The following is an 18757-nucleotide window of genomic DNA, read 5'->3' on the forward strand; positions in this document are numbered from 1 at the left end:
CGGATTCAGTACCGGCGTTAAAAATAGCATACATTTCAGATTTTTCCGTACGCAGTGTATTGGTATGAGATTTGCTATAAATAACCGGTGAGCTCATATCAGAAAATTTAGAATAGACCAAGGGTTTTTCTTTTATGACCGGCGCAAAATTAACGGAAATTTAGTGAGGAGGGATTTTTCAGTGGCTAAGTACAGAGTCGCAGTCGATGTCGGAGGAACGAACACAGACGTCTTCATCTTTGAAGAGCAGACAGGGGACATTCAGGTGACCAAGGTGCCTTCCATTCCGTCCAATCCGGCCCAGGCTATTGTGAACGGGGTGGAGAAAGCCGGGGTGCCGTTGTCTGAAGTGACCTTATTTTCCCATGGGACGACCGTGGGCACGAATGCTTTGATTACCCGCAATCTTCCCCTGACGGGCATGGTCAATACCAAAGGATTTCGCGATGTGATCGAAATCCGGCGCTCGACCAAAGAGGATTTGTGGGATGCTTATAAGGATGTGGCGCCCCCACATGTGCGCCGCCGCGACCGTTTGGAAGTGGAAGAGAGAATTGATGCGACGGGTCAGATTGTGCAGCCGCTCAATGAGGAGGATGCCCGCCGGGTTGCCCGCCTGTTGCGCAAGAAAGATGTCAAAGCGGTGGCAGTCTGTTTTATTAATTCTTATATCAACGGCATCCATGAGCAGCGTATGAAGGAGATTCTGGAAGAAGAACTGCCGGGGGTATTTATCTGTGCCTCCAGCGAGATTCTGCCGGAGATCTTTGAGCACGAGCGCTTCAGCACAACTGTGGCCAATGCCGTCCTGGGCCCTGTGGTCGGGCAGTATCTCAGAGAACTGACCACCCGCCTGTCTGATATGGGGTATGATGGGGAAGTTTTGGTCCTGCACTCCGGCGGCGGGGTTATGACGGCAGAAACCGTGGTGAATTACGCAGCCCGGATTGCCAGCTCGGGCATTGCCGCCGGGGCTATTGCCAGCGCCCATATTGCCAAGCTGTGCGGGTATGACAATGCCATCGGCCTGGATATGGGTGGGACCAGTACGGATATTTCCCTCATGTACAACGGACAGGTGCGGGTGACCAAGGAATGGGATATTGAATACGGGTACCCGATCATGTTTCCCAGCATCGAAGTCCTGACCATCGGAGCCGGAGGCGGCAGCATCGCTTGGGTTGATGAAGGAGGCTCGCTGCGCAACGGTCCGCAGAGCGCGGGTGCCGATCCGGGGCCGGCCTGCTACTTAAAAGGGGGTCAAGAACCTACCAACACGGACGCTAATCTGGTACTGGGACGCTTGGATACCAAGCTTCTGGCCGGAGATATGACCATTGATAAGGAAGCGGCGGAAAAGGCCATTAAAGAGAAGATTGCCGATCCTTTTAATTACAGTGTGGTAGAGGCTGCGGATGCGATTGTCAAAGTGGCGAACGCCAATATGTGCGACGCGATTAAACTCATATCCATCCGCCGTGGGTATGATCCGCGTGAATTTGCCCTGGTGGCCTTCGGCGGCGGCGGCTCGCTGCATGCAGCCTACCTGGCCCGGGAGATGGAGATTCCCACAGTGATCGTACCGCGCTATCCCGGAATCACGTCTGCCATGGGATGTCTTTTGGTGGATGTGCGTCATGACCTCTCGAAGACTTATCTGGTCGATGCCAAAACCGTGAGCATTGAGGATTTGGAGAAGGTATATGCGGAGTTGGAGCGGGAAGGGAAAGAGCTGCTTGAGGCCGAGGGCACCCCTCCGGAAAATATGCAGTTTCTCCGCTTTGCCGACATGCGTTATGCCGGGCAGTGGCGTTCCCTGACAGTGCCGGTGGCGCGGCCGATCTCTTCCTTGGAAGAAACGCTGGCAACGTTCCATAGCGAGCACCAGCGAGAATACGCCTGGTCCAGCCAAGAACAGGATGTACAGATGTATGTGCTGCGGGTGACTGCCGTCGGTCTGGTGCCCAAGCCGAATCTGCCCCAATATCCTAAAGGCGGGGATGCGGAAGATGCTTTGACCGGTACCCGAGCCGTTTACTTCGAGGAAGCGGGCGGATTTGTCGAGACCAAGATTTATGAGCGCGAGAAGCTGCCTGCGGGCGCGGCTTTGAACGGCCCGGCTATTGTGGAGCAGCTGGATTCCACCGTGGTCGTTCCTCCGGGTGTAAAGGCTGAAGTGGATGAGTATCTGAACATTATAATGCAGATCGGAGAGGGGAGGAGATAAGCATGAGCGAGATAAACCGCGTAGATTCCGCAAACGAATTGGATCAGAAAAATCGCATTGACCAAGTAAACCACCTAGACCCGGTAACCTTTGAAGTGTTAAAGAATGCCTTTATTAACCTGGTTGACCAGATGTCCGAACAGATCCTGAGAACCTGCTATTCCTTCGTGATTTATGCCCGTGATTTTAGCTCCGGGATGTGTGATGTCAACGGGGATACGGTGATGCAGGGCAGCCAGGATGTGGCCGTGCACGTGGGCACGCTGCACCTGACGGCCAAAGCCGTGATCGAATCCTTTAAAGGGGATATTCATCCCGGGGATGTCTTTATTATGAATGATCCCTATGTGGGGGGGACCCACTTTAATGACACCCGCATCATCCGGCCCGTGTTTTACCAAGGCGAACTGGTTTCCTTTATGCTGTCCAACGGCCACTGGGCGGATGTGGGCGGTTCGGTGCCGGGCTCCTTTGACATCACAGCCACAGAACATTATGGGGAAGGAATGCGCATCCCGCCGACCCGGGTCTGGTCTCAGGGCCGTTATTTGGGCGATGTGGCCAATCTCTTGGTGGCTAATATGCGGGTCGCGGAAGACCGGTTGGGGGACCTGCGGGCCCAGGCGGAAGCGACCAAGGTCGGGGAGCAAATTTTAATTAACTTAATGGATAAATACGGGAAAGAGACGGTGCTGCTGGCTTTTCAAGAATGCCAGGATTACGTAGAGAGAGTTGCCCGGGCTAAGATCAGCGCTCTGCCGGACGGCACCTGGGAAACGGTGGACTATATCGACATGGACCCGGAGCAGGAAGAAGGCTTGGTACCGATCCGGGTCAAGATGACGATCAAAGGGGATACCGTAGACTATGATTTTTCCGGGAGCAATCCGGTAATCGGCTGCTTCCTGAACTCCGCTTACAGCGCTTCTTTTTCCGCGGTGATTTCCGGGACAAAGACCTTTTTCCCGGAAATCCCGTTAAACTCCGGTTTTTACCGGGCGGTGACAGCCTATCTTCCGGAGGGAACCGTCGTCAATGCCCCCTGGCCGACGGCGGTTACCGGGTACTGTTCCGGGAGTTATGAGAAAATCATGAATGCGATTTTCAGTCTCTGGTCTCAGATTATGCCGGAGCGGGCCATCGCTTGTTCTTTCAACCTGGAGTATTTGCTGATCGGTGGTTGGGATCTCAGATCCCAGCAAAGAAGCTATTTCATGTGGTATGACTGGATGGCGGGCGGCCACGGGGGCAGAAGCTTTAAAGACGGCTCCAATGCGACTGCGCCCCTTTTTGGGCTGGGCTTGAGTGTGCAGCCGTGCGAAGGACAGGAGCGCCTGTCTCCGGTCTTAACGGATGTGCACGCCATTGTGCGGGATTCGGGCGGCCCGGGCAAGTACCGCGGGGGCTGCGGAGTGGAAAAGGGCGGCACTCTCTTAAGCCTTGAGCGGGCCGTGATGTCCTACTGCTGTGACCGCGCCCGCTCCATTACCTGGGGGATCAACGGCGGGCTGCCGTCCAATCCGCATGGGGTACGGCTCAATCCCAACAAGGAGAATGAACGCTTCTTGGGCACCATCTTCTCTAATGTACCGGTGAAACAAGGGTTTTCCTTTACCCGGCCGTCTGCCGGCGGGGGTGGACTGGGAGATCCGCTGGAGCGTGATCCCGAGCTCGTGCTGGAAGATGTGATTGATGATTACGTGTCTGTAGCCAGAGCGGCTAAGGATTACGGAGTGGTAATCAAGACCATCGACGAGGAACTGAGCGAATATGAGATCGACTGGGAAGGGACGGCAAAGGAACGGGCCTATATCCGGCAAAACCGCAAGGCTTGGATTGAGGAAGACCCGTACGCGGTGAGAGAAAGGTTTGTCAAGGGAGAAATCGAACTCCTGGATGTGATTCGCAAGTACGGGGTGATTCTTGACTGGCAGACGTACGAAGTCCTGCCGGAAACAACGAAGGAGTACCGGAAAATGCTCCAGACCCGCACCGTAACTCACTGGAAAGATTAAAGCAGTATCCGGTCATTTGATCCCGACCCTGGGAGTAGAGGAACTCCCAGGGTCAGGCCAGCCCATGAATTCAGAAATTTTGAAATATTAAGTGGAGTTCAAATGTTATCATTGATCGCTTGAAAGGGGCTGCTGAGAGGAGGTGAGTGCTAAAGTCTAAGGAGATTTTGCACGACGACCGTTTTCAAAAAGGAAAGATAAGGGTAGATAAAGAGTAGGGGTAGAGTTAAAACGAATGCGTCCAAATCAAGAGTGGGGAGGTAATGAATATGGCGGGAGGAAAAGTTCAGGCAGACTCCAAGCAAGAAATGAAAGAGGATTATGCCCTGCGCAAGGTGCCCCAGCATTGGCGCTGGCCCTGGTATTCGATCATGAATGTAGCTTTGGGTGTAGCGACAGCCATGGTTTTCATGCAGATGGGGAGCCTGATGGCGATTTCATACGGCAGTGTCAATGCGATGCTGGCGGAGATTTACGCCACCGTTGTCGGGGGGATTTTGGGCATGGCCATTGCTTATTCCGCAGCCAAGCACGGTTTGAATGTTAATCTGATGGCGCGCGGGGCCGGCCTTGGTTTTACCGGTTCATCCATCACTTCATTTATTTATGCGATTAACTTTATTATGTATGCTGCGATTGAGGGCAGTATTATGGCTTATGCCATCAATGCCTATATTCCGGCGATTCCAGTATGGTTGTTAATGATAGTGGTCGGTCTAGCAATTATTCCTCTTAACTGGTATGGGGTGGCCCAGCTCGATAAGTTCCAAAAGTTTTCCGTACCTATTTATGTAATTCTTCTGGTTGCCGGGATCATCGCGGCGGCGCGCATGAACCTGCCGCACTCTTCAGATTGGCTCACTTTCCTGCCGCCTGGGGGTTCGGTCGGCGGTGTCGGCTTATTGACATCCATCGGGGTCATGAATGGTTTAGTCGGAATTATGGCCCTATTGGTTTCGGACTATGCCCGGTTTATTAAACCGAACGAACGCAAAATCGGAGTGATTGCGGTCGGGTTTGTGCCCCAGTTCGTGGCCTTCTTCTTAAGCGGTTTAATCGGAGTCTGGTTCGGCGTCCGATTTGGGGAAGCTAATCCTGGGAAATATTTCGTGACGGCTATGGGCGTATGGGGTGCAATCTATACCATTTTAACCCAGTTGAGAATTAACGTGACCAATCTCTACAGCGGCTCGCTCTCCCTTGCCAACTTCTTTGCCCGGGTGCTCCACTTCGCACCGGGCCGGGTGTTCTGGGTGGTTGTGACGGCAGTGGCAGCAGTCATCTCCATGCTGGCGGGTGCGCTTGATCATCTGGGTCCGATGCTTACCTTCCAGGGAGTCTTCTTGTTCGCCTGGGTGGCTCTGCTTGCGGCTGATCTGCTGGTGGTAAAAGGGCTGCTAAAACTGGGGCCGATTCACATTGAACACCGGCGCGGCCATTTGCGTGATTGGAATCCGGTGGGCGTCGTTTCCCTGGTGGTTTCCAGTGGCATTGGCTCTTTAATGGCCTTTGGCCTGTTCGGCGGTTTCTGGGCTTCCATCTCAGCCTTTGCTGCGGCGGTCATTGCCTTTGTCTTGCATATTATTATGGCAGTGGCTACTCAAGGAAAATACTATGAAGCCAGCAAGTGCAAAGAGAACTTTCATGCGGAGGTCGTCGAGGTCAATCATTTCGGTGAGCACTTGGTCAAGTGCCATAAGTGCGGGCAGGCCTTTATTGCGGAGGATATGTTAACTTGTTGCGTGCATAAAGAGCCTTACTGTTCCCAGTGCTGTGCCGAAGCCGCCTGTGCAGCCGCCTGCCAGGCCTAAGAAATAAAGGCCGTCCCTGATTCATTGTTTGATAATAGTTAGTTAGATAGGTCTTACAATGTTGAAAGGACGGTCCTTTTACACTTTTTCGAAGGGGGAGAGAAGATGCAGCCCAAAGATTATCACGTCATCTTGGACAGTCTGGCGGAAGCCGGTTCACGGCCGCAAGTGCTCTTTCGGCAAGCCGGGGATGGTTTTCTGCAGGTAGAGTATGGGGAGAACCCTAGGTTTAATCTGGTGGATTCCTTTCGCGTCTTAACGGTTAACGGAGCGGTCAAGGGTAAAAGAATTCCCGGGTTGTTCGAAACCGTTCCCGGGATAAGGACCAATCTCTATCACTTTGACCCTGAGGTTCTCTCAGTGCGGAAATTGATTGGGGAGATCAAGGAAGTGGAAGAATCTATTTCCGAAGTGATGGAGATTGAATTTGAATCCAGGTTAATTACCTTGCCCATTGCTTTTGAAGACAGCGAAACCAAAAAATGCGTTCAGAAGTATGTTAAAGAAGTACGGCCGGATGCCCCCAATGTGATCAATGGTTATAACATTGAATACATGGCTCTTTGCAACGGGGTATCTGTGGCTGAAATCAAAAATATGGTCTGCAGTACCGAATGGTATAACAGCGGCAATGGCTTCTGGCCCGGCGGAGGATTCTTTTGGCCATTGGATCCGAGGCGTGCCATCGTAGTGCCTAAATATAACCCGCCCCGGACCTGGACGCCGGAAGGGACGGTTGGGATCGGGGGGCCATGTCTGTACGTTTATCCCACTCCAACGGGCGGAGGTTACCAGGTGTTTGGGCGCACCATTCCCATCTTTCAGTTCAGTCAAAAACATCCCTTGTTCAAGGATAACCCGACTTTTTTCCGGGCGGGTGACAGGATTAGATTTTTCGAGGTTCCGGAGGAAGAAATCTTGAGAATCTACCAGCATGTGCATGTGGAAACAGACTATGAGTATGACATTAAGAGCGGGACGTTCGTGGTTAAGGACTGGCTCGATTTTTACAACTCGGGCTCCGTGCAGCAAGAGGTGGGGGAACTCCTAGCCAAGCAAGAGGCCGGAACCAGAATTGCGCCCAAGGTTTGAGAAAAGGGGGGATATAGATATGCTAAGCGTGTTAAACGGAGGAATTGAAACAGTGGTTGAGGATTGGCCCGGCCGGATTGGATATTTGGATAACGGGATGTCAGCCTCCGGTGCCTTTGACAATGTGGCGCTCGGATTGGCCAATTTATTAGTAGGCAACTCCCCCGGAGAGGCTGGTTTGGAGATTACCGGGGGATACTTTGAAGCAGAGTTTGGAATGGATACCGTGATCAGTGTGACCGGGACGGACATGAAACCGACGCTCAATAATCAGGCGCTGCCTTTGTGGGAATCAGTCAAGGTAACAAAAGGGGACATCATCAAGTTCTCCCATTTTGGGGAGTTCGGCTTTAGAGCCTATCTGGGGGTCGGCGGTGGGGTTGACGTTCCGCTTTACCTGGGGAGCAAGTCTACCTGCCTGTTCGGCAGTTACGGCGGGTACAACGGCCGCAAGCTCCAGGCGGGGGATGTCATTCGCTTTGGACCTGTCACCCAAAAGCTTGAGGCATTGGCGGGAAGAAGGGTCAAAGAGAGTGCCCGGCCCCGGTACGTGAGGGAATGGACGTTAAGAGCGATCCCCGGACCCAATGCCTCTCCGGATTACTTGACGGAAGAGGGGATGGATTTTCTCTTTAGTACTCCCTTTAAGATCCAGCATAGTTCCAACCGGTCGGCTTACCGCCTGCAGGAAGCTCAGGGGCTTTCTTTTGCCAGGCCGGATGGAGGAGTTGCGGGAAGCCACCCCTCGAATGTCTTAGACCACGCTTATGCCATTCGGGGTACGCTCAATATTTGCGGTAATACTCCCATTCTGCTGGTGGCCGATGGCCCGACCTTAGGGGGATATATGTGCGCCCTTAGTGTGATTAACGCGGATTTATGGAAAATCGGTCAAGGTACTATCGGCAGGGATTTTATAAAGTTTGAGTATTGCACCCAGGAGGAAGCGATTCAGGCACGGAGTGAGCAAAGAGCGTGGCTGAGCGAGAGTTCCTTAACTTAACGTAGCTTAGAGGAAAGGGGTATGTGGTATGGATTTGAACGTGGATATGGGTGAAAGTTTCGGCAGGTACCAATTGGGGAATGACGAACAGGTGATGCCGTTTATTACCTCAGCCAACATCGCCTGCGGGTTTCACGCAGGAGATGCCCTGGTGATGTATCACACCGTTCAACTTGCAAGACAGCACGGGGTCGCAGTGGGTGCTCATACCGGGCTGCGGGATTTGCAGGGGTTTGGACGCAGGAGGATGGAAGTCACGCCGGAAGAGTTAAGCGCGGATACTCTGTATCAGCTGGGAGCATTACAGGGAATTGCGGGCAGCGCCGGACTGAGGCTGCATCATATCAAGCCCCATGGCATCCTTTACCGTATGGTGTCAGATGAAGAAAAGTATGCCCAAGCTTATCTTGGGGCGGTGAAGCAATTTGACCCGGAATTACTTATTTATGTGCCCCGGGGAACTTTAGCCTGGGATATGGGCAAGAACATGGGATTTAGGATGGCTGCCGAGATTCTGGTTGATCTTAGCTATGATGATGAAGGCAATTGGCTGTTGGAGCGAAACAAACAGGCAAGGTCGCCGGAGGAAGTTGCCGAAAGGGCCCTCATGGTGGCACAGGAACAATTAATCCCGACGGTCAGTGGGAAGAAGATTCCGGCCGCAGCCGATACGATTTGCTGTCATGGGGATTCCCCCAATGCGGCCGAAGTCGTGGCCAAGATTAAAGCAGTATATGAAGATAAAGGGATTTTATTGAAAGCCATTTAGTACACTTCAGGGTAGACAAATGGAATAGATTGCAGGGAGGAAGATAACATGGAAAAGACTGTCCAGGCACATATGCCGGGTCTGGTTGCTAGAGTCGTGGTGAATGAAGGGGAAAGCGTGCACAAAGGGCAGGAAGTGGCGGTGATCAACTGCATGAAAACGGAACTGTCTGTTACCGCTGAATGGGCGGGGGTAGTTAAGAAGATATTAGTCAAAGAATGGGACGAGATGGAAGTGGGGAGTCCCATGGTGGTGATGGAAGTAAATTGATCCCCTTGCTTCAGCCGCTTTTCCTGGGGTATAATAGATTCAACCCTTACCTCGGACTGTACTTGAGAGTAAGGTACGGACACGGTTGGAGGATACCCTATGTTTGAGCTTTTCAGCCCCGGCTATCAAGTGGATTCCATTGACAGCATCAAGATCGAGATGCTGAAGCAGGCAGGAATTCGGGGTTTAATGATTGATCTGGATAATACCATGACCCCATGGAACGACGTGGAAGTAGGGCCGAAAGTTGCGGATTGGTTTAAGCGGCTGCAAAAAGCCGGTATCCGGGCCTGTATCCTTTCCAACAATAAAAAACGCCAGCGCGTGGCGATTGTGGCGGAAAAGCTGGGGATTCCCTTTGTTTTTAGGGCCAGCAAGCCCAGGCAGCGCGCCTTTCAGGCAGGAATGGATATTTTAGGTACAGGGCTTAAGGATACGGCGGTCATTGGGGATCAGTTGTTTACGGATATTCTGGGCGGAAACAGGATGAGGCTGTTGACCATTCTGGTTTTGCCCATCAGTGAGCGCGAATGGATTGGAACCCGTTTTATGCGGCAGCTGGAACGGGGACTGGTATGGGCGATGAAACACTTTGCCCGCTATCAACTCCATGATTCTAAAGTGCGCTAGAATTTCTTCAGAGTGTGTACGGAATGGCTAGGCCATTCCGTTTTATGTCTTAGATAGGGCAAGTTTTTGCCTTTTTAGCTAATTAGTAGAATGGAAGGACGGGATGTGTTGGTGGAGAAACACTTTGCAGTGATAGGGGATCCGATCGGGCATTCTCTATCCCCGGTAATGCATCGTGCTGCTTTTAAGGCGAAAGGAATCGAGGCTGAATACCAGCGCTTTAGAGTTAGCCCGGAGCGTCTCAAGGAGGCGGTCGAGGGGTTGGTGTCTCTAGGATTTGACGGTTGGAATGTGACCCTCCCGCATAAAGAAAAAATCATTCCTTTTTTGCATGAACTGACTCCGGAAGCTGAAAAAGCCGGAGCTGTCAATACAGTAAGAGTAGATCACGGAAAACTGACCGGACATAATACCGATGGACTGGGGTTCGTGCGTTCGATTGAAGAAGATACATCTGGACTCGCTGCCGGGAAAGACAGCCGATCTCACGGAAAATATGCGGTCATTCTAGGGGCCGGGGGTGCGGCCAAAGGAATCGCTTTGGCCCTTGCGGACCGGGGGCTGAAGTTACATATTTTGAACCGGACGGCGGGGAAAGCCGAGGAATTGGCGGGCTTGGTCCGGGCCCGGGGCGGAGAGGCTTCCTGGGCAGAACTGGTGCCGGGAGCATGGTTGGGACAAGCTGATCTTATCGTCCAGACCACTTCCGTGGGGCTAAAGGGAGAAAAGTTCTTATTTTCGTTGCAAGGGATTAATCCGCGGGCGTTGGTCGTGGATATTATCTTTCGTCCGGCGGAAACCCTCTTTCTTAAAGAAGCCAAGTCCTATGGCTGCCGAACGCTTAACGGATTAGGCATGCTGCTGCATCAAGGAGTTCTGGCGTGGGAGTATTGGCTCGGGGAGCAGGCTCCCGTAGCGGAAATGTGGACTGCCTTAACTAAGGCCGTTGCTGCGGACTAAGTAGGCCGGTCATTGAAGTTATGGTTGCAGGACTCGAAAGGGTTGAATCTCATGACGGCTGAACTGGGAATGGAAAAAGGAACGCTCTGCCCAACCGTAGGTGCAAGTGGTGTTGTCGGGGTAACAGGTGCTGCCCGTGCAACAGCTGCTGCCCGTGGGACAGGTATTTCCGGAGCGACGCTGCTGGAGCTGATGCTGGCGCTTGTCATCCTGGCTGGGAGTACCTTTATCTTAGGGGTGAAGCTGCCCGGGTACTTGCAGGAAGCGCGCCTGGACCAGGCGTCCACTCAGCTTCTGGAAGAATTGAGAGATGCCCGCCAGGCTGCGATGGCTGAGAATACCTGGTATCAGGTGCGTTTTTTCCAAGAGGGCAGGTACTACCAGATCCTGCGCGGGGGTACCCAGATGCGCAATATCCGTTTGCCGGAAGGGGTTTCTTTTGTGACCGTACCCCAAGATTTACAGTTCAATGCTGTCGGAACCCCGAATATTGGAATGACTATTTTGCTCAGGGCTAAGAACGGGGAAGAGCGCAAGGTGATTGTAGCCCCGGTGGCAGGCCGGATACGCGAGGAATAGCAGCTCATCACATGGGAAATAGATGAAACAGGATTTACAGAATGAGATAGGTTAAGAAAGAATAATGCAGAAATAAAGCAGGATGAAGGAGCGAACAACATGCGTTTTCTGACAGCCGGAGAGTCACACGGCCCCAAGCTGATCGGCATCATTGAGGGTCTTCCTGCCGGGGTTAAGCTGAATAAAGCGGAGATTGACCGGGCATTGCATCAGCGCCAAGGCGGCCCTGGCCGCGGCGGGAGAATGAAAATCGAACAGGATGAAGTGAATATTGTCTCCGGTGTGCGCGGGGGCCAAACGACCGGGGCTCCTGTGGCCTTGGAATTGGAAAACCGGGACTGGGTTAACTGGGAGCAGATCATGACTTACCGCGAGGATGCTGACCTTGAGAGCCGCAAGGTAACCGCTCCCCGGCCGGGGCACGCCGATTTAAGCGGAGCTTTGAAGTACCGGACGGAGGTGCGCAATATCCTGGAACGGGCGAGTGCGCGTGAAACGGCGATGCGGGTCGCGGTGGGAAGTGTGGCTCGCCAGCTTTTAAGTGCGCTTGGGGTGATAATCCGGGGCCGGGTTGTGGCTGTAGGAGGTGTCCACGCTTCAATTGAAGAGACTCCGGAGTATTGGCAGAAGGTTGAATCTTCGGAATGGTCGGTGGGTGACCCGGAAGCGGAAAAAAAGATATGGGAGCGTTTGGACCAGGCGCGGGCTGAGGGGGAATCTCTGGGAGGAATCATTGAAATCCAGGCACTTAACTTGCCCGCCGGACTGGGGTCTCATGTCCAGTGGGACCGCAAGCTTGATGGACGCTTGGCCCAGGCAGTCTTATCCGTTCAGGCGATCAAGGGAGTTTCGTTCGGGCGCGGCTTTGAGTTGGGAGATTTGCCGGGTTCCCAGGCGCACGACCCGATTGTCTATACAGCGGGGTCGGGTTATAGCCGGCTTTCTAATAACGCAGGTGGTATTGAAGGTGGGATGACCAACGGGCAGCCATTAATACTTAAAGCTGTAATGAAGCCTATTCCGACATTATATAAGCCATTGGGAACCGTCGACTTGGAAACGAAGGAACCAGTTCTGGCCAGCATTGAACGTTCCGATATCTGTGCCGTTCCGGCGGCTAAAGTAGTCTTGGAGCACGTGGTGAGCTGGGTTTTAGCGGATGCTGTGTTAGAGAAATTCAGCGCGGATAGTTTTGTGGAATTGGAGAGTGCTTGGCGCGAGTACGCTGATTACTTGAGAAATTGACAAAGGGTTATTGACTTTTCATGATAGGACAGGTGCACTATGAAGAAAGTCCGAAATATCATTTTAACCGGTTTTATGGGTTCCGGAAAAAGCACGGTCGGAAAACGTTTAGCCCGCACGCTGGGTTGGGAATTTATCGACACGGATCTTGAAATCGAAAGAATTACGGACATGACGGTAGCCGAAATTTTTAAGCGTCACGGGGAAACCCGTTTTCGTTCTGAAGAAAGCCTGATGGTTAAAAGGCTGATGGACCGGGAAAACTGTGTGATTGCGACCGGAGGCGGTACCGTACTTAATCCGGAGAACCAGACCCTTTTGGCACAGATGGGTGTGGTTATATCTCTCTATGCTCCCGTAGAAACAATTCTTGAAAGGGTAGGGCACCGTACGGACAGGCCTTTGCTCAAAACTGGCAGGGAAGAGATAGAAGCTCTGTGGGAAGCCCGGCAAGCGGCGTATGCCCGCGCGGATTACATTGTAGATACTACAGAGAAAAATATTGAGGAAGTAGAGAAGGAAATTCTAGTTTATCTTGAGGAGGAGGACAAACTTGGCAAATCTGCAAAAGATTGAGGTGGCAGCAAGCCGCCCGTATCCGGTGTTTTTGGGTGTTAGACTTGAAGATTTGGGAGAATACCTTCAAACCCGCCAGACTTTAGGCAGCCAGATATTAGTCATAACCCAGCCGGTCATTGCTGAGCTCCATGGGGAGCGTCTAGCCGAAGGTCTTAAAGATTTTAAGGTGGATATCATCAACGTTCCGGAGGGAGAAGGGGAAAAGTCGCTTGATCGCTTAAGCAGCCTGACGTCAGAGGCCGTACGCCTGGGGGTGGACCGCTCTACCTTGGTTGTGGCACTGGGAGGTGGAGTGATCGGAGATTTAGCCGGTTTTTTTGCCAGCGTCTTCATGCGGGGGATTCGCTTTGTTCAAGTTCCAACGACTTTGCTCGCTCAGGTGGACAGCAGTATAGGCGGGAAGGTAGCTGTGAATCATCCGGCCGGTAAAAATTTATTGGGAGCTTTTTATCCGCCGCTGGCAGTGTGGACTGATTTCTCTGTGCTTGCAAGTTTGCCTTGGAATGAAGTGCAAAACGGCCTGGCAGAAACAGTAAAGCATGCTCTGATTGCAGATGCCGACTTGTTTGCTTTCTTAGAGCAGCACCAGGAGCAAATCAAAGAGCGGGAGCAGGGAATTTGGCGCGAGATGGTTACCCGGTCCGTGGCCGTGAAAGTAAAAATTGTATCTCAAGATGAACGGGAAGCGGGGATCAGGGCCTTGCTCAACTTGGGTCATAGTTTCGGACATGCCCTGGAAACCGAGATGGAGTTTCAAGGGATTTCTCATGGACAAGGGGTTGCTCTGGGAATCGTTGCGGCCGCAGGACTGGCACAGGCACGAGGCTTTATTACGGAAGCGGAAGTTGAACGAATTGTGCAATTGCTGAAAAGTTTTGGGCTGAAGACAGAAGTTTACGATAAATCCGCCGCGAATCTTTTGCACCTCATGGAAGCGGACAAAAAAAACCAGGGCGGCCGCAAAGTGTTAATCCTGCCCAAAGGAATAGGGCAAGCGGTGGTTGTAAAAGATTGCAATGATGAGGAAATTCTCAGTGCTTGGGAGAAAGTGATACGGTAAAACGGGGTAAAAGGGGCAATATCTTGTCCCGTTTCTATAAAATATTTGGTATAATATGTGAGGGATATGGGGTGATCTTTTGGATAACGATAAGTTTCAGGAACTCGTGCTTGAACAATTAACGGATATGTCCAAGAGGTTTGATTCGGTAGATGCCCGGCTGGACAAGATCGAGACGCGTCTTGATGGGATAGACGAGCGTCTTGATGGGATAGACGAGCGTCTTGATGGGATAGACGAGCGTCTTGATGGGATAGACGAGCGTCTCGATGGGATAGATGAGCGTCTCGATGGGATAGATGAGCGTCTCGATGGGATAGACCAGCGTCTCGATCAGGTTGAAATGCGCCTCGATAAAGTCGAAACAGGCCTTGACAAAGTCGAAATGCGCCTCGATAAGGTGGAAACGCGTCTGGACGGAATGGATCAGCGCTTTGACGCCATGGAACAACGCCTTGACGGGATGGATCAGCGCTTTGACGCCATGGAACAGCGCCTTGACGGGATGGATCAGCGCTTTGACGCCATGGAACAGCGCCTTGACGGGATGGATCAGCGCTTTGACGGGATGGATCAGCGCTTTGACGGGATGGATCAGCGCTTTGATACTCAGGAGACTTTGTTGGAAACAGTAGCCAGAAAGGTAAATCAGTTGGAGGTAGGACAGCTGCAAATTACGAAACAGCTGGCCCAGATGGCTAATGTCCAAAGTGAAATGGCTTATTCTCTAAAAGTTTTGGTGGAGTCGGATAGGCTTCAGAATGAGAGATTAAGTATTCTTGAAAAAGCAGTATTGTAATTGGGATACCTAAAATTGTCTGAATTAATAAAAAAGTATATAAACATGCAAAACTGCACAACTTTTGCCTGATTTATGTCGATATTAGACAACCTCTGTCGTGCAAACAGGATTTTCCCGAGCAAAATAGAAGTAAATGAGGGAAGCCTATGCAAAGACTGAAGCAAAGGCTTTGCGAAAGATTTGTACATAAAGAAGAGGGCTTTACCCTGTACGAAGTATTGCTCGTACTCTTGCTAATGGGTCTGGTGCTTCGTTTAGCGGTGCCCAACTTTGCTACCTCACATGACGGAATAAAGCGGAATGTGGATGAAGCGAACATCAAGAAAATTGAAGGGGCCGCCCAGCTCTACCGCCTGGATGTGGGTGCGTTTCCCGGTTCAGTTGCTGATCTGATGGAGCCCCCTGCGGGAGTGAGCGCTTGGAACGGCCCGTATCTCGAAAAGTTGCCTGTCAATCCGTTTGAGCCGACTCAGTCCTATGAGTTAAACTCTATCGGGCAGGTTAGGGAATTACATTAACGAGGACAGAATTAAGATACAGTACACAGTAGTCAGTAGTCGGAATTAAGAATTCAGAAAACCAGCAGAATAAGTAGGAAATCAGGGTTTGTGGATGGAAATTAAGTTATATGCGGACAGCTAAGTCAAAAGGATATGTATTGCTTGATGCTCTGATGGCGATTCTTTTCTTCAGCTTGAGTTTTGCTGTCCTTTTCGGTTTAACAGAATCGGCCGTACGGGAAACGGAGCATGCGCAGGATTTGACCCAAGCGGCAAACCTGGCACAAAAGAAAATTGAAGAATTGGCAGCCAAGCCCTGGAGCCAGAATTTGGCCCAGGGTCTAGTAGTCCCCGGTGAAAGTGTCGGGGGCCAGGAAGGAAAGTTCCAGTGGTCGCTTAACTCTGAGTGGGAGGTTCCTTCCAGCCTTATTTACATAAACGTACTGGTGAGCTGGCCGGAACAGGGGAAGGCTCGTACTTATAATTTAAGAAGTGTGTTTTATGTAGATGACTAATGTTTTGCATGCATAGGAAGATATGCTGGGGATGAAATATGCATTATAAGTTCATGCATTATAAGTTCATGCAGTATAAGTTAAAGAAAACGTCTGCTGGAATGACGTTGCTTGAGGTAATGGTTGCGCTCCTTATTTCCGGGATTTTTCTGTCTACTGCGCTTTATTTCCTGGTGGGCCAGTGGCGGACGGCCAAGGAACTCCGAGAACGGCTCGAACTTCAGTATGCGGTGGTCTCGGCAGGGAAAACAGTCTCTGACGCAATTCGGACGGCTCGAGCCTTGCGCTGGGTTGAACCTGGGGTTTTAAGGGTACAACCCCCGGAGTCAGTGGTGACTCCTGATCAGTATTATCTTGACGATAAGGACTTTGATGGCATCATTGACTTGTACTGGGATCATCTAAATGTTCCTAATCCGGTAGCAAGCAGGATTAGTGCCTGGGAATGCAGGGAGGTGGAGCCAGGGTTATGGAAAATCAGGCTTCAAGCTTCTCAAGGAAGCCAGCGAGTGGAGTGGGAAGGGTTGATCCGGCAGCGCGCTTACGTTGTGCCCGCAACTTGAGTCAGAGCGGGTTCGCAAGTTTAATCGTCCTAATTATCCTGACGACGGCTGTGTCCTTGGGGATGGGGATCTATCTCAAAGCCAATGGAGAAAACCGGGTAGCCGAGCGGGAAGTCCAGGGAAGGCAGGCTGTCTATGCAGCAGAGGCCGGGATTGAGTGGGCGAAGTATCAACTGGGGCAAAATCTGTCCTGGCGCGGAGGAACGTTCACCTGGGAGGGTGGCCAAACAGTGGTCACGGTTGCAGCGGTCAACGGGACTTACCAGGTCACGGCAAGTGCCCAAGCTTCTTTAGCCAGAAGAAAGATCCAAGCCGACCTTAAGTTAGATGAAGGGGTTTGGGTTACGAGCAAATATCAGGAACTACATTATTAGGAACTATTGTTCAAGCAATGAAGCCAGGTGATAGGATTGAACGGTCAGAACCCGATACTTAAGCCTAACCCAAAACCAGTTGTTGAAGAATTTGGACAATTCCTGGTGAGGAATGGCTATATTGACGAACAGGCATTGATCAAGGGGCTGCGGGAGCAAATAGGATCGGGAGGGAGAATAGGAGAGACCCTGGTCCGCTTGCACTTTCTAACGGCGGAACAACTGACCGATGCCCTAAGCACATATTTAAACATACCCAGAGTATTTCTGACCCAAGTCAAAATTGACCCAACGGCGGTTCGGTTGATACCGGAAGAGTTGGCCCGCCGGCATCTTTTGTTGCCCTTGCGCGTATCAAATGGCGAGTTAGAGCTGGCTATCGCCGACCCCACCAATGTCCGTGCCCTCGAAGATGTTCAACTGAAAACAGGATATAGACTGAAGCTGATGCTGGCCATGGAGCAGGACATTTTGGCTGCAATCCGTCAGCATCTTACCGTGGAAACATCACTGGCCCAGCTGTCTTCTTTGCCAGGTCGTTTAGGAGAAGACCCCGGCGCTTGGGGGACACCCGGCACCTTGGTGTCAGATATTGGGGAGCATGTAAGTCAGGACGGTCCCACAGTCCGGATCGTTGATTCCCTTTTAGAGCAAGCGATTGAGCTGGGAGCAAGTGATGTGCATTGGGAACCGGGAGAAAAAGAATTCTCCGTCCGTTTCCGGCTCGACGGCCAGCTTCACCTCGAGCGGCGTCTCCCTCTTTCCGCAGCCCGAACCGTAACTGCCCGCCTAAAAGTGATGGCAGGGATGGATGTGGCTGAACGAAGGCTCCCTCAAGACGGTCGGATTGTGCTGCCCGTCAAAGCCCGTCATATCGACTTGCGGGTATCCTCCCTGCCCACAGTGTATGGGGAAAAACTGGTCGTAAGGATTCTTGACTCCGAAACAGCACACCGCTCTTTGAATGCGTTAGGAATGCGTTCGCCGGTTGAAAAGGAATTGAGATCCCTGCTTACCCGTCATCATGGGTTGATTCTCGTAACCGGGCCTACGGGGAGCGGAAAAACCACAACCCTTTATGCGTTGCTCAGGGAATTGAATGCAGAACGCTTGAATATTGTGTCGGTAGAAGATCCGGTCGAATACAGGCTTGCCGGAGTAAGCCAGGTTCAAGTGCATACGCGCATTGGTTTGACCTTTGCTGCGGGTTTAAGGGCTATCCTGCGCCAGGACCCGGATGTGATTATGGTCGGCGAAATCCGAGATGAAGAGACGGCAAGGATGGCGATTGGAGCGGCTTTAACCGGGCATTTGGTCTTGTCTACCCTTCACACCAATACGGCGGCTGAAGCCATTACCCGCCTGCTTGATATGGGCATAGAACCTTATTTTTTGGCCAGCGCCGTCAGCGCTGTGCTTGCTCAGCGCCTGGTCCGGAAATTGTGTGAGCAATGTAAAACAGAATATATGTTAGATGAGGCTGAACAAAAAGCCTTAGCGCTCGAGGCCGGGACGCTCTTTCGTCCTCAGGGCTGTCCGGCATGCAGGGGCACCGGCTTTCAAGGAAGGATTGGGGTTCATGAGCTTTTATTATATAATCAAGAAGTCAAGGAATTGGTCTTAGCCAAACACAGCTCGCAAGCGCTCGAACGCGCGGCCATAAAAACAGGAATGGTTACCTTGCTTAAGGATGGACTGTTAAAAGCAGCCGCCGGTTTAACTTCTTTGGATGAGGTATTGGCGTTAGGGATAAATGAGTAATT

General features: G+C 51.8%; 19 protein-coding genes. All 19 read left to right on the forward strand.

Annotation, left to right across the window (positions count from 1 at the left end):
• Nucleotides 1-181 precede the first annotated feature (181 nt).
• The 19 genes from J0X21_RS15800 to J0X21_RS13595 all read left to right on the forward strand — a co-directional run bounded on the left by J0X21_RS15800 (nt 182) and on the right by J0X21_RS13595 (nt 18755).
• Nucleotides 182-2227, forward strand: a complete 2046-nt coding sequence (locus J0X21_RS15800) for a hydantoinase/oxoprolinase family protein (RefSeq protein WP_206812719.1) — start codon at nt 182-184, stop codon at nt 2225-2227.
• 2 nt (nt 2228-2229) lie between these two features.
• The gene (locus J0X21_RS13510) at nt 2230-4242 is read left to right on the forward strand and encodes a hydantoinase B/oxoprolinase family protein (RefSeq protein WP_206812720.1); all 2013 of its coding nucleotides are present in this window, start codon (nt 2230-2232) and stop codon (nt 4240-4242) included.
• A 269-nt stretch (nt 4243-4511) separates the two neighbouring features.
• Entirely contained in the window at nt 4512-6053 is a 1542-nt protein-coding gene (locus J0X21_RS13515) for a purine-cytosine permease family protein (RefSeq protein WP_206812721.1), read from the forward strand.
• A 105-nt stretch (nt 6054-6158) separates the two neighbouring features.
• On the forward strand, nt 6159-7145 hold the full coding sequence (locus tag J0X21_RS13520; protein ID WP_206812722.1) for a carboxyltransferase domain-containing protein: 987 nt from the start codon (nt 6159-6161) through the stop codon (nt 7143-7145).
• Between the two features lie 19 nt (nt 7146-7164).
• The gene (locus J0X21_RS13525) at nt 7165-8148 is read left to right on the forward strand and encodes a 5-oxoprolinase subunit C family protein (RefSeq protein ID WP_206812723.1); all 984 of its coding nucleotides are present in this window, start codon (nt 7165-7167) and stop codon (nt 8146-8148) included.
• A gap of 28 nt (nt 8149-8176) precedes the next feature.
• Entirely contained in the window at nt 8177-8917 is a 741-nt protein-coding gene (locus J0X21_RS13530; RefSeq protein ID WP_206812724.1) for a 5-oxoprolinase subunit PxpA, read from the forward strand.
• A 48-nt stretch (nt 8918-8965) separates the two neighbouring features.
• On the forward strand, nt 8966-9187 hold the full coding sequence (locus J0X21_RS13535) for a biotin/lipoyl-containing protein (protein WP_206812725.1): 222 nt from the start codon (nt 8966-8968) through the stop codon (nt 9185-9187).
• A 99-nt stretch (nt 9188-9286) separates the two neighbouring features.
• On the forward strand, nt 9287-9817 hold the full coding sequence (locus tag J0X21_RS13540) for a YqeG family HAD IIIA-type phosphatase (RefSeq protein ID WP_206812726.1): 531 nt from the start codon (nt 9287-9289) through the stop codon (nt 9815-9817).
• 111 nt (nt 9818-9928) lie between these two features.
• Nucleotides 9929-10777, forward strand: a complete 849-nt coding sequence (aroE, locus tag J0X21_RS13545; RefSeq protein WP_206812880.1) for a shikimate dehydrogenase — start codon at nt 9929-9931, stop codon at nt 10775-10777.
• A gap of 12 nt (nt 10778-10789) precedes the next feature.
• The gene (locus tag J0X21_RS13550; RefSeq protein WP_236006256.1) at nt 10790-11356 is read left to right on the forward strand and encodes a prepilin-type cleavage/methylation domain-containing protein; all 567 of its coding nucleotides are present in this window, start codon (nt 10790-10792) and stop codon (nt 11354-11356) included.
• A gap of 99 nt (nt 11357-11455) precedes the next feature.
• Nucleotides 11456-12601 (forward strand): chorismate synthase, encoded by a 1146-nt coding sequence (aroC, locus tag J0X21_RS13555; protein WP_206812727.1) that lies wholly within the window; start codon nt 11456-11458, stop codon nt 12599-12601.
• Between the two features lie 39 nt (nt 12602-12640).
• Nucleotides 12641-13177 carry a shikimate kinase gene (locus J0X21_RS13560; RefSeq protein ID WP_206812728.1) on the forward strand — a complete coding sequence of 179 codons (537 nt, stop codon included), beginning with the start codon at nt 12641-12643 and terminating at the stop codon, nt 13175-13177.
• Nucleotides 13155-14240 carry a 3-dehydroquinate synthase gene (gene aroB, locus J0X21_RS13565; protein ID WP_206812729.1) on the forward strand — a complete coding sequence of 362 codons (1086 nt, stop codon included), beginning with the start codon at nt 13155-13157 and terminating at the stop codon, nt 14238-14240. Before J0X21_RS13560 ends, aroB begins: the two co-directional genes overlap by 23 nt.
• A 79-nt stretch (nt 14241-14319) precedes the next feature.
• On the forward strand, nt 14320-15039 hold the full coding sequence (locus J0X21_RS13570) for an LA_3659 family protein (RefSeq protein ID WP_206812730.1): 720 nt from the start codon (nt 14320-14322) through the stop codon (nt 15037-15039).
• A 149-nt stretch (nt 15040-15188) separates the two neighbouring features.
• On the forward strand, nt 15189-15560 hold the full coding sequence (locus J0X21_RS13575; RefSeq protein WP_206812731.1) for a type II secretion system protein GspG: 372 nt from the start codon (nt 15189-15191) through the stop codon (nt 15558-15560).
• Between the two features lie 110 nt (nt 15561-15670).
• Nucleotides 15671-16057: a type IV pilus modification PilV family protein gene (locus tag J0X21_RS13580; protein WP_206812732.1), complete on the forward strand. Its 387-nt coding sequence runs from the start codon at nt 15671-15673 to the stop codon at nt 16055-16057.
• A gap of 38 nt (nt 16058-16095) precedes the next feature.
• Nucleotides 16096-16620 carry a PilW family protein gene (locus J0X21_RS13585; protein WP_236006257.1) on the forward strand — a complete coding sequence of 175 codons (525 nt, stop codon included), beginning with the start codon at nt 16096-16098 and terminating at the stop codon, nt 16618-16620.
• Nucleotides 16572-16994 (forward strand): hypothetical protein, encoded by a 423-nt coding sequence (locus J0X21_RS13590; RefSeq protein ID WP_206812733.1) that lies wholly within the window; start codon nt 16572-16574, stop codon nt 16992-16994. Before J0X21_RS13585 ends, J0X21_RS13590 begins: the two co-directional genes overlap by 49 nt.
• A gap of 36 nt (nt 16995-17030) precedes the next feature.
• Nucleotides 17031-18755 carry a GspE/PulE family protein gene (locus J0X21_RS13595; protein ID WP_209011423.1) on the forward strand — a complete coding sequence of 575 codons (1725 nt, stop codon included), beginning with the start codon at nt 17031-17033 and terminating at the stop codon, nt 18753-18755.
• Nucleotides 18756-18757: the final 2 nt, after the last annotated feature.

Source organism: Paradesulfitobacterium ferrireducens (assembly GCF_017310645.1).
GTDB classification, from domain to species: Bacteria; Bacillota; Desulfitobacteriia; order Desulfitobacteriales; family Desulfitobacteriaceae; genus Paradesulfitobacterium; species Paradesulfitobacterium ferrireducens.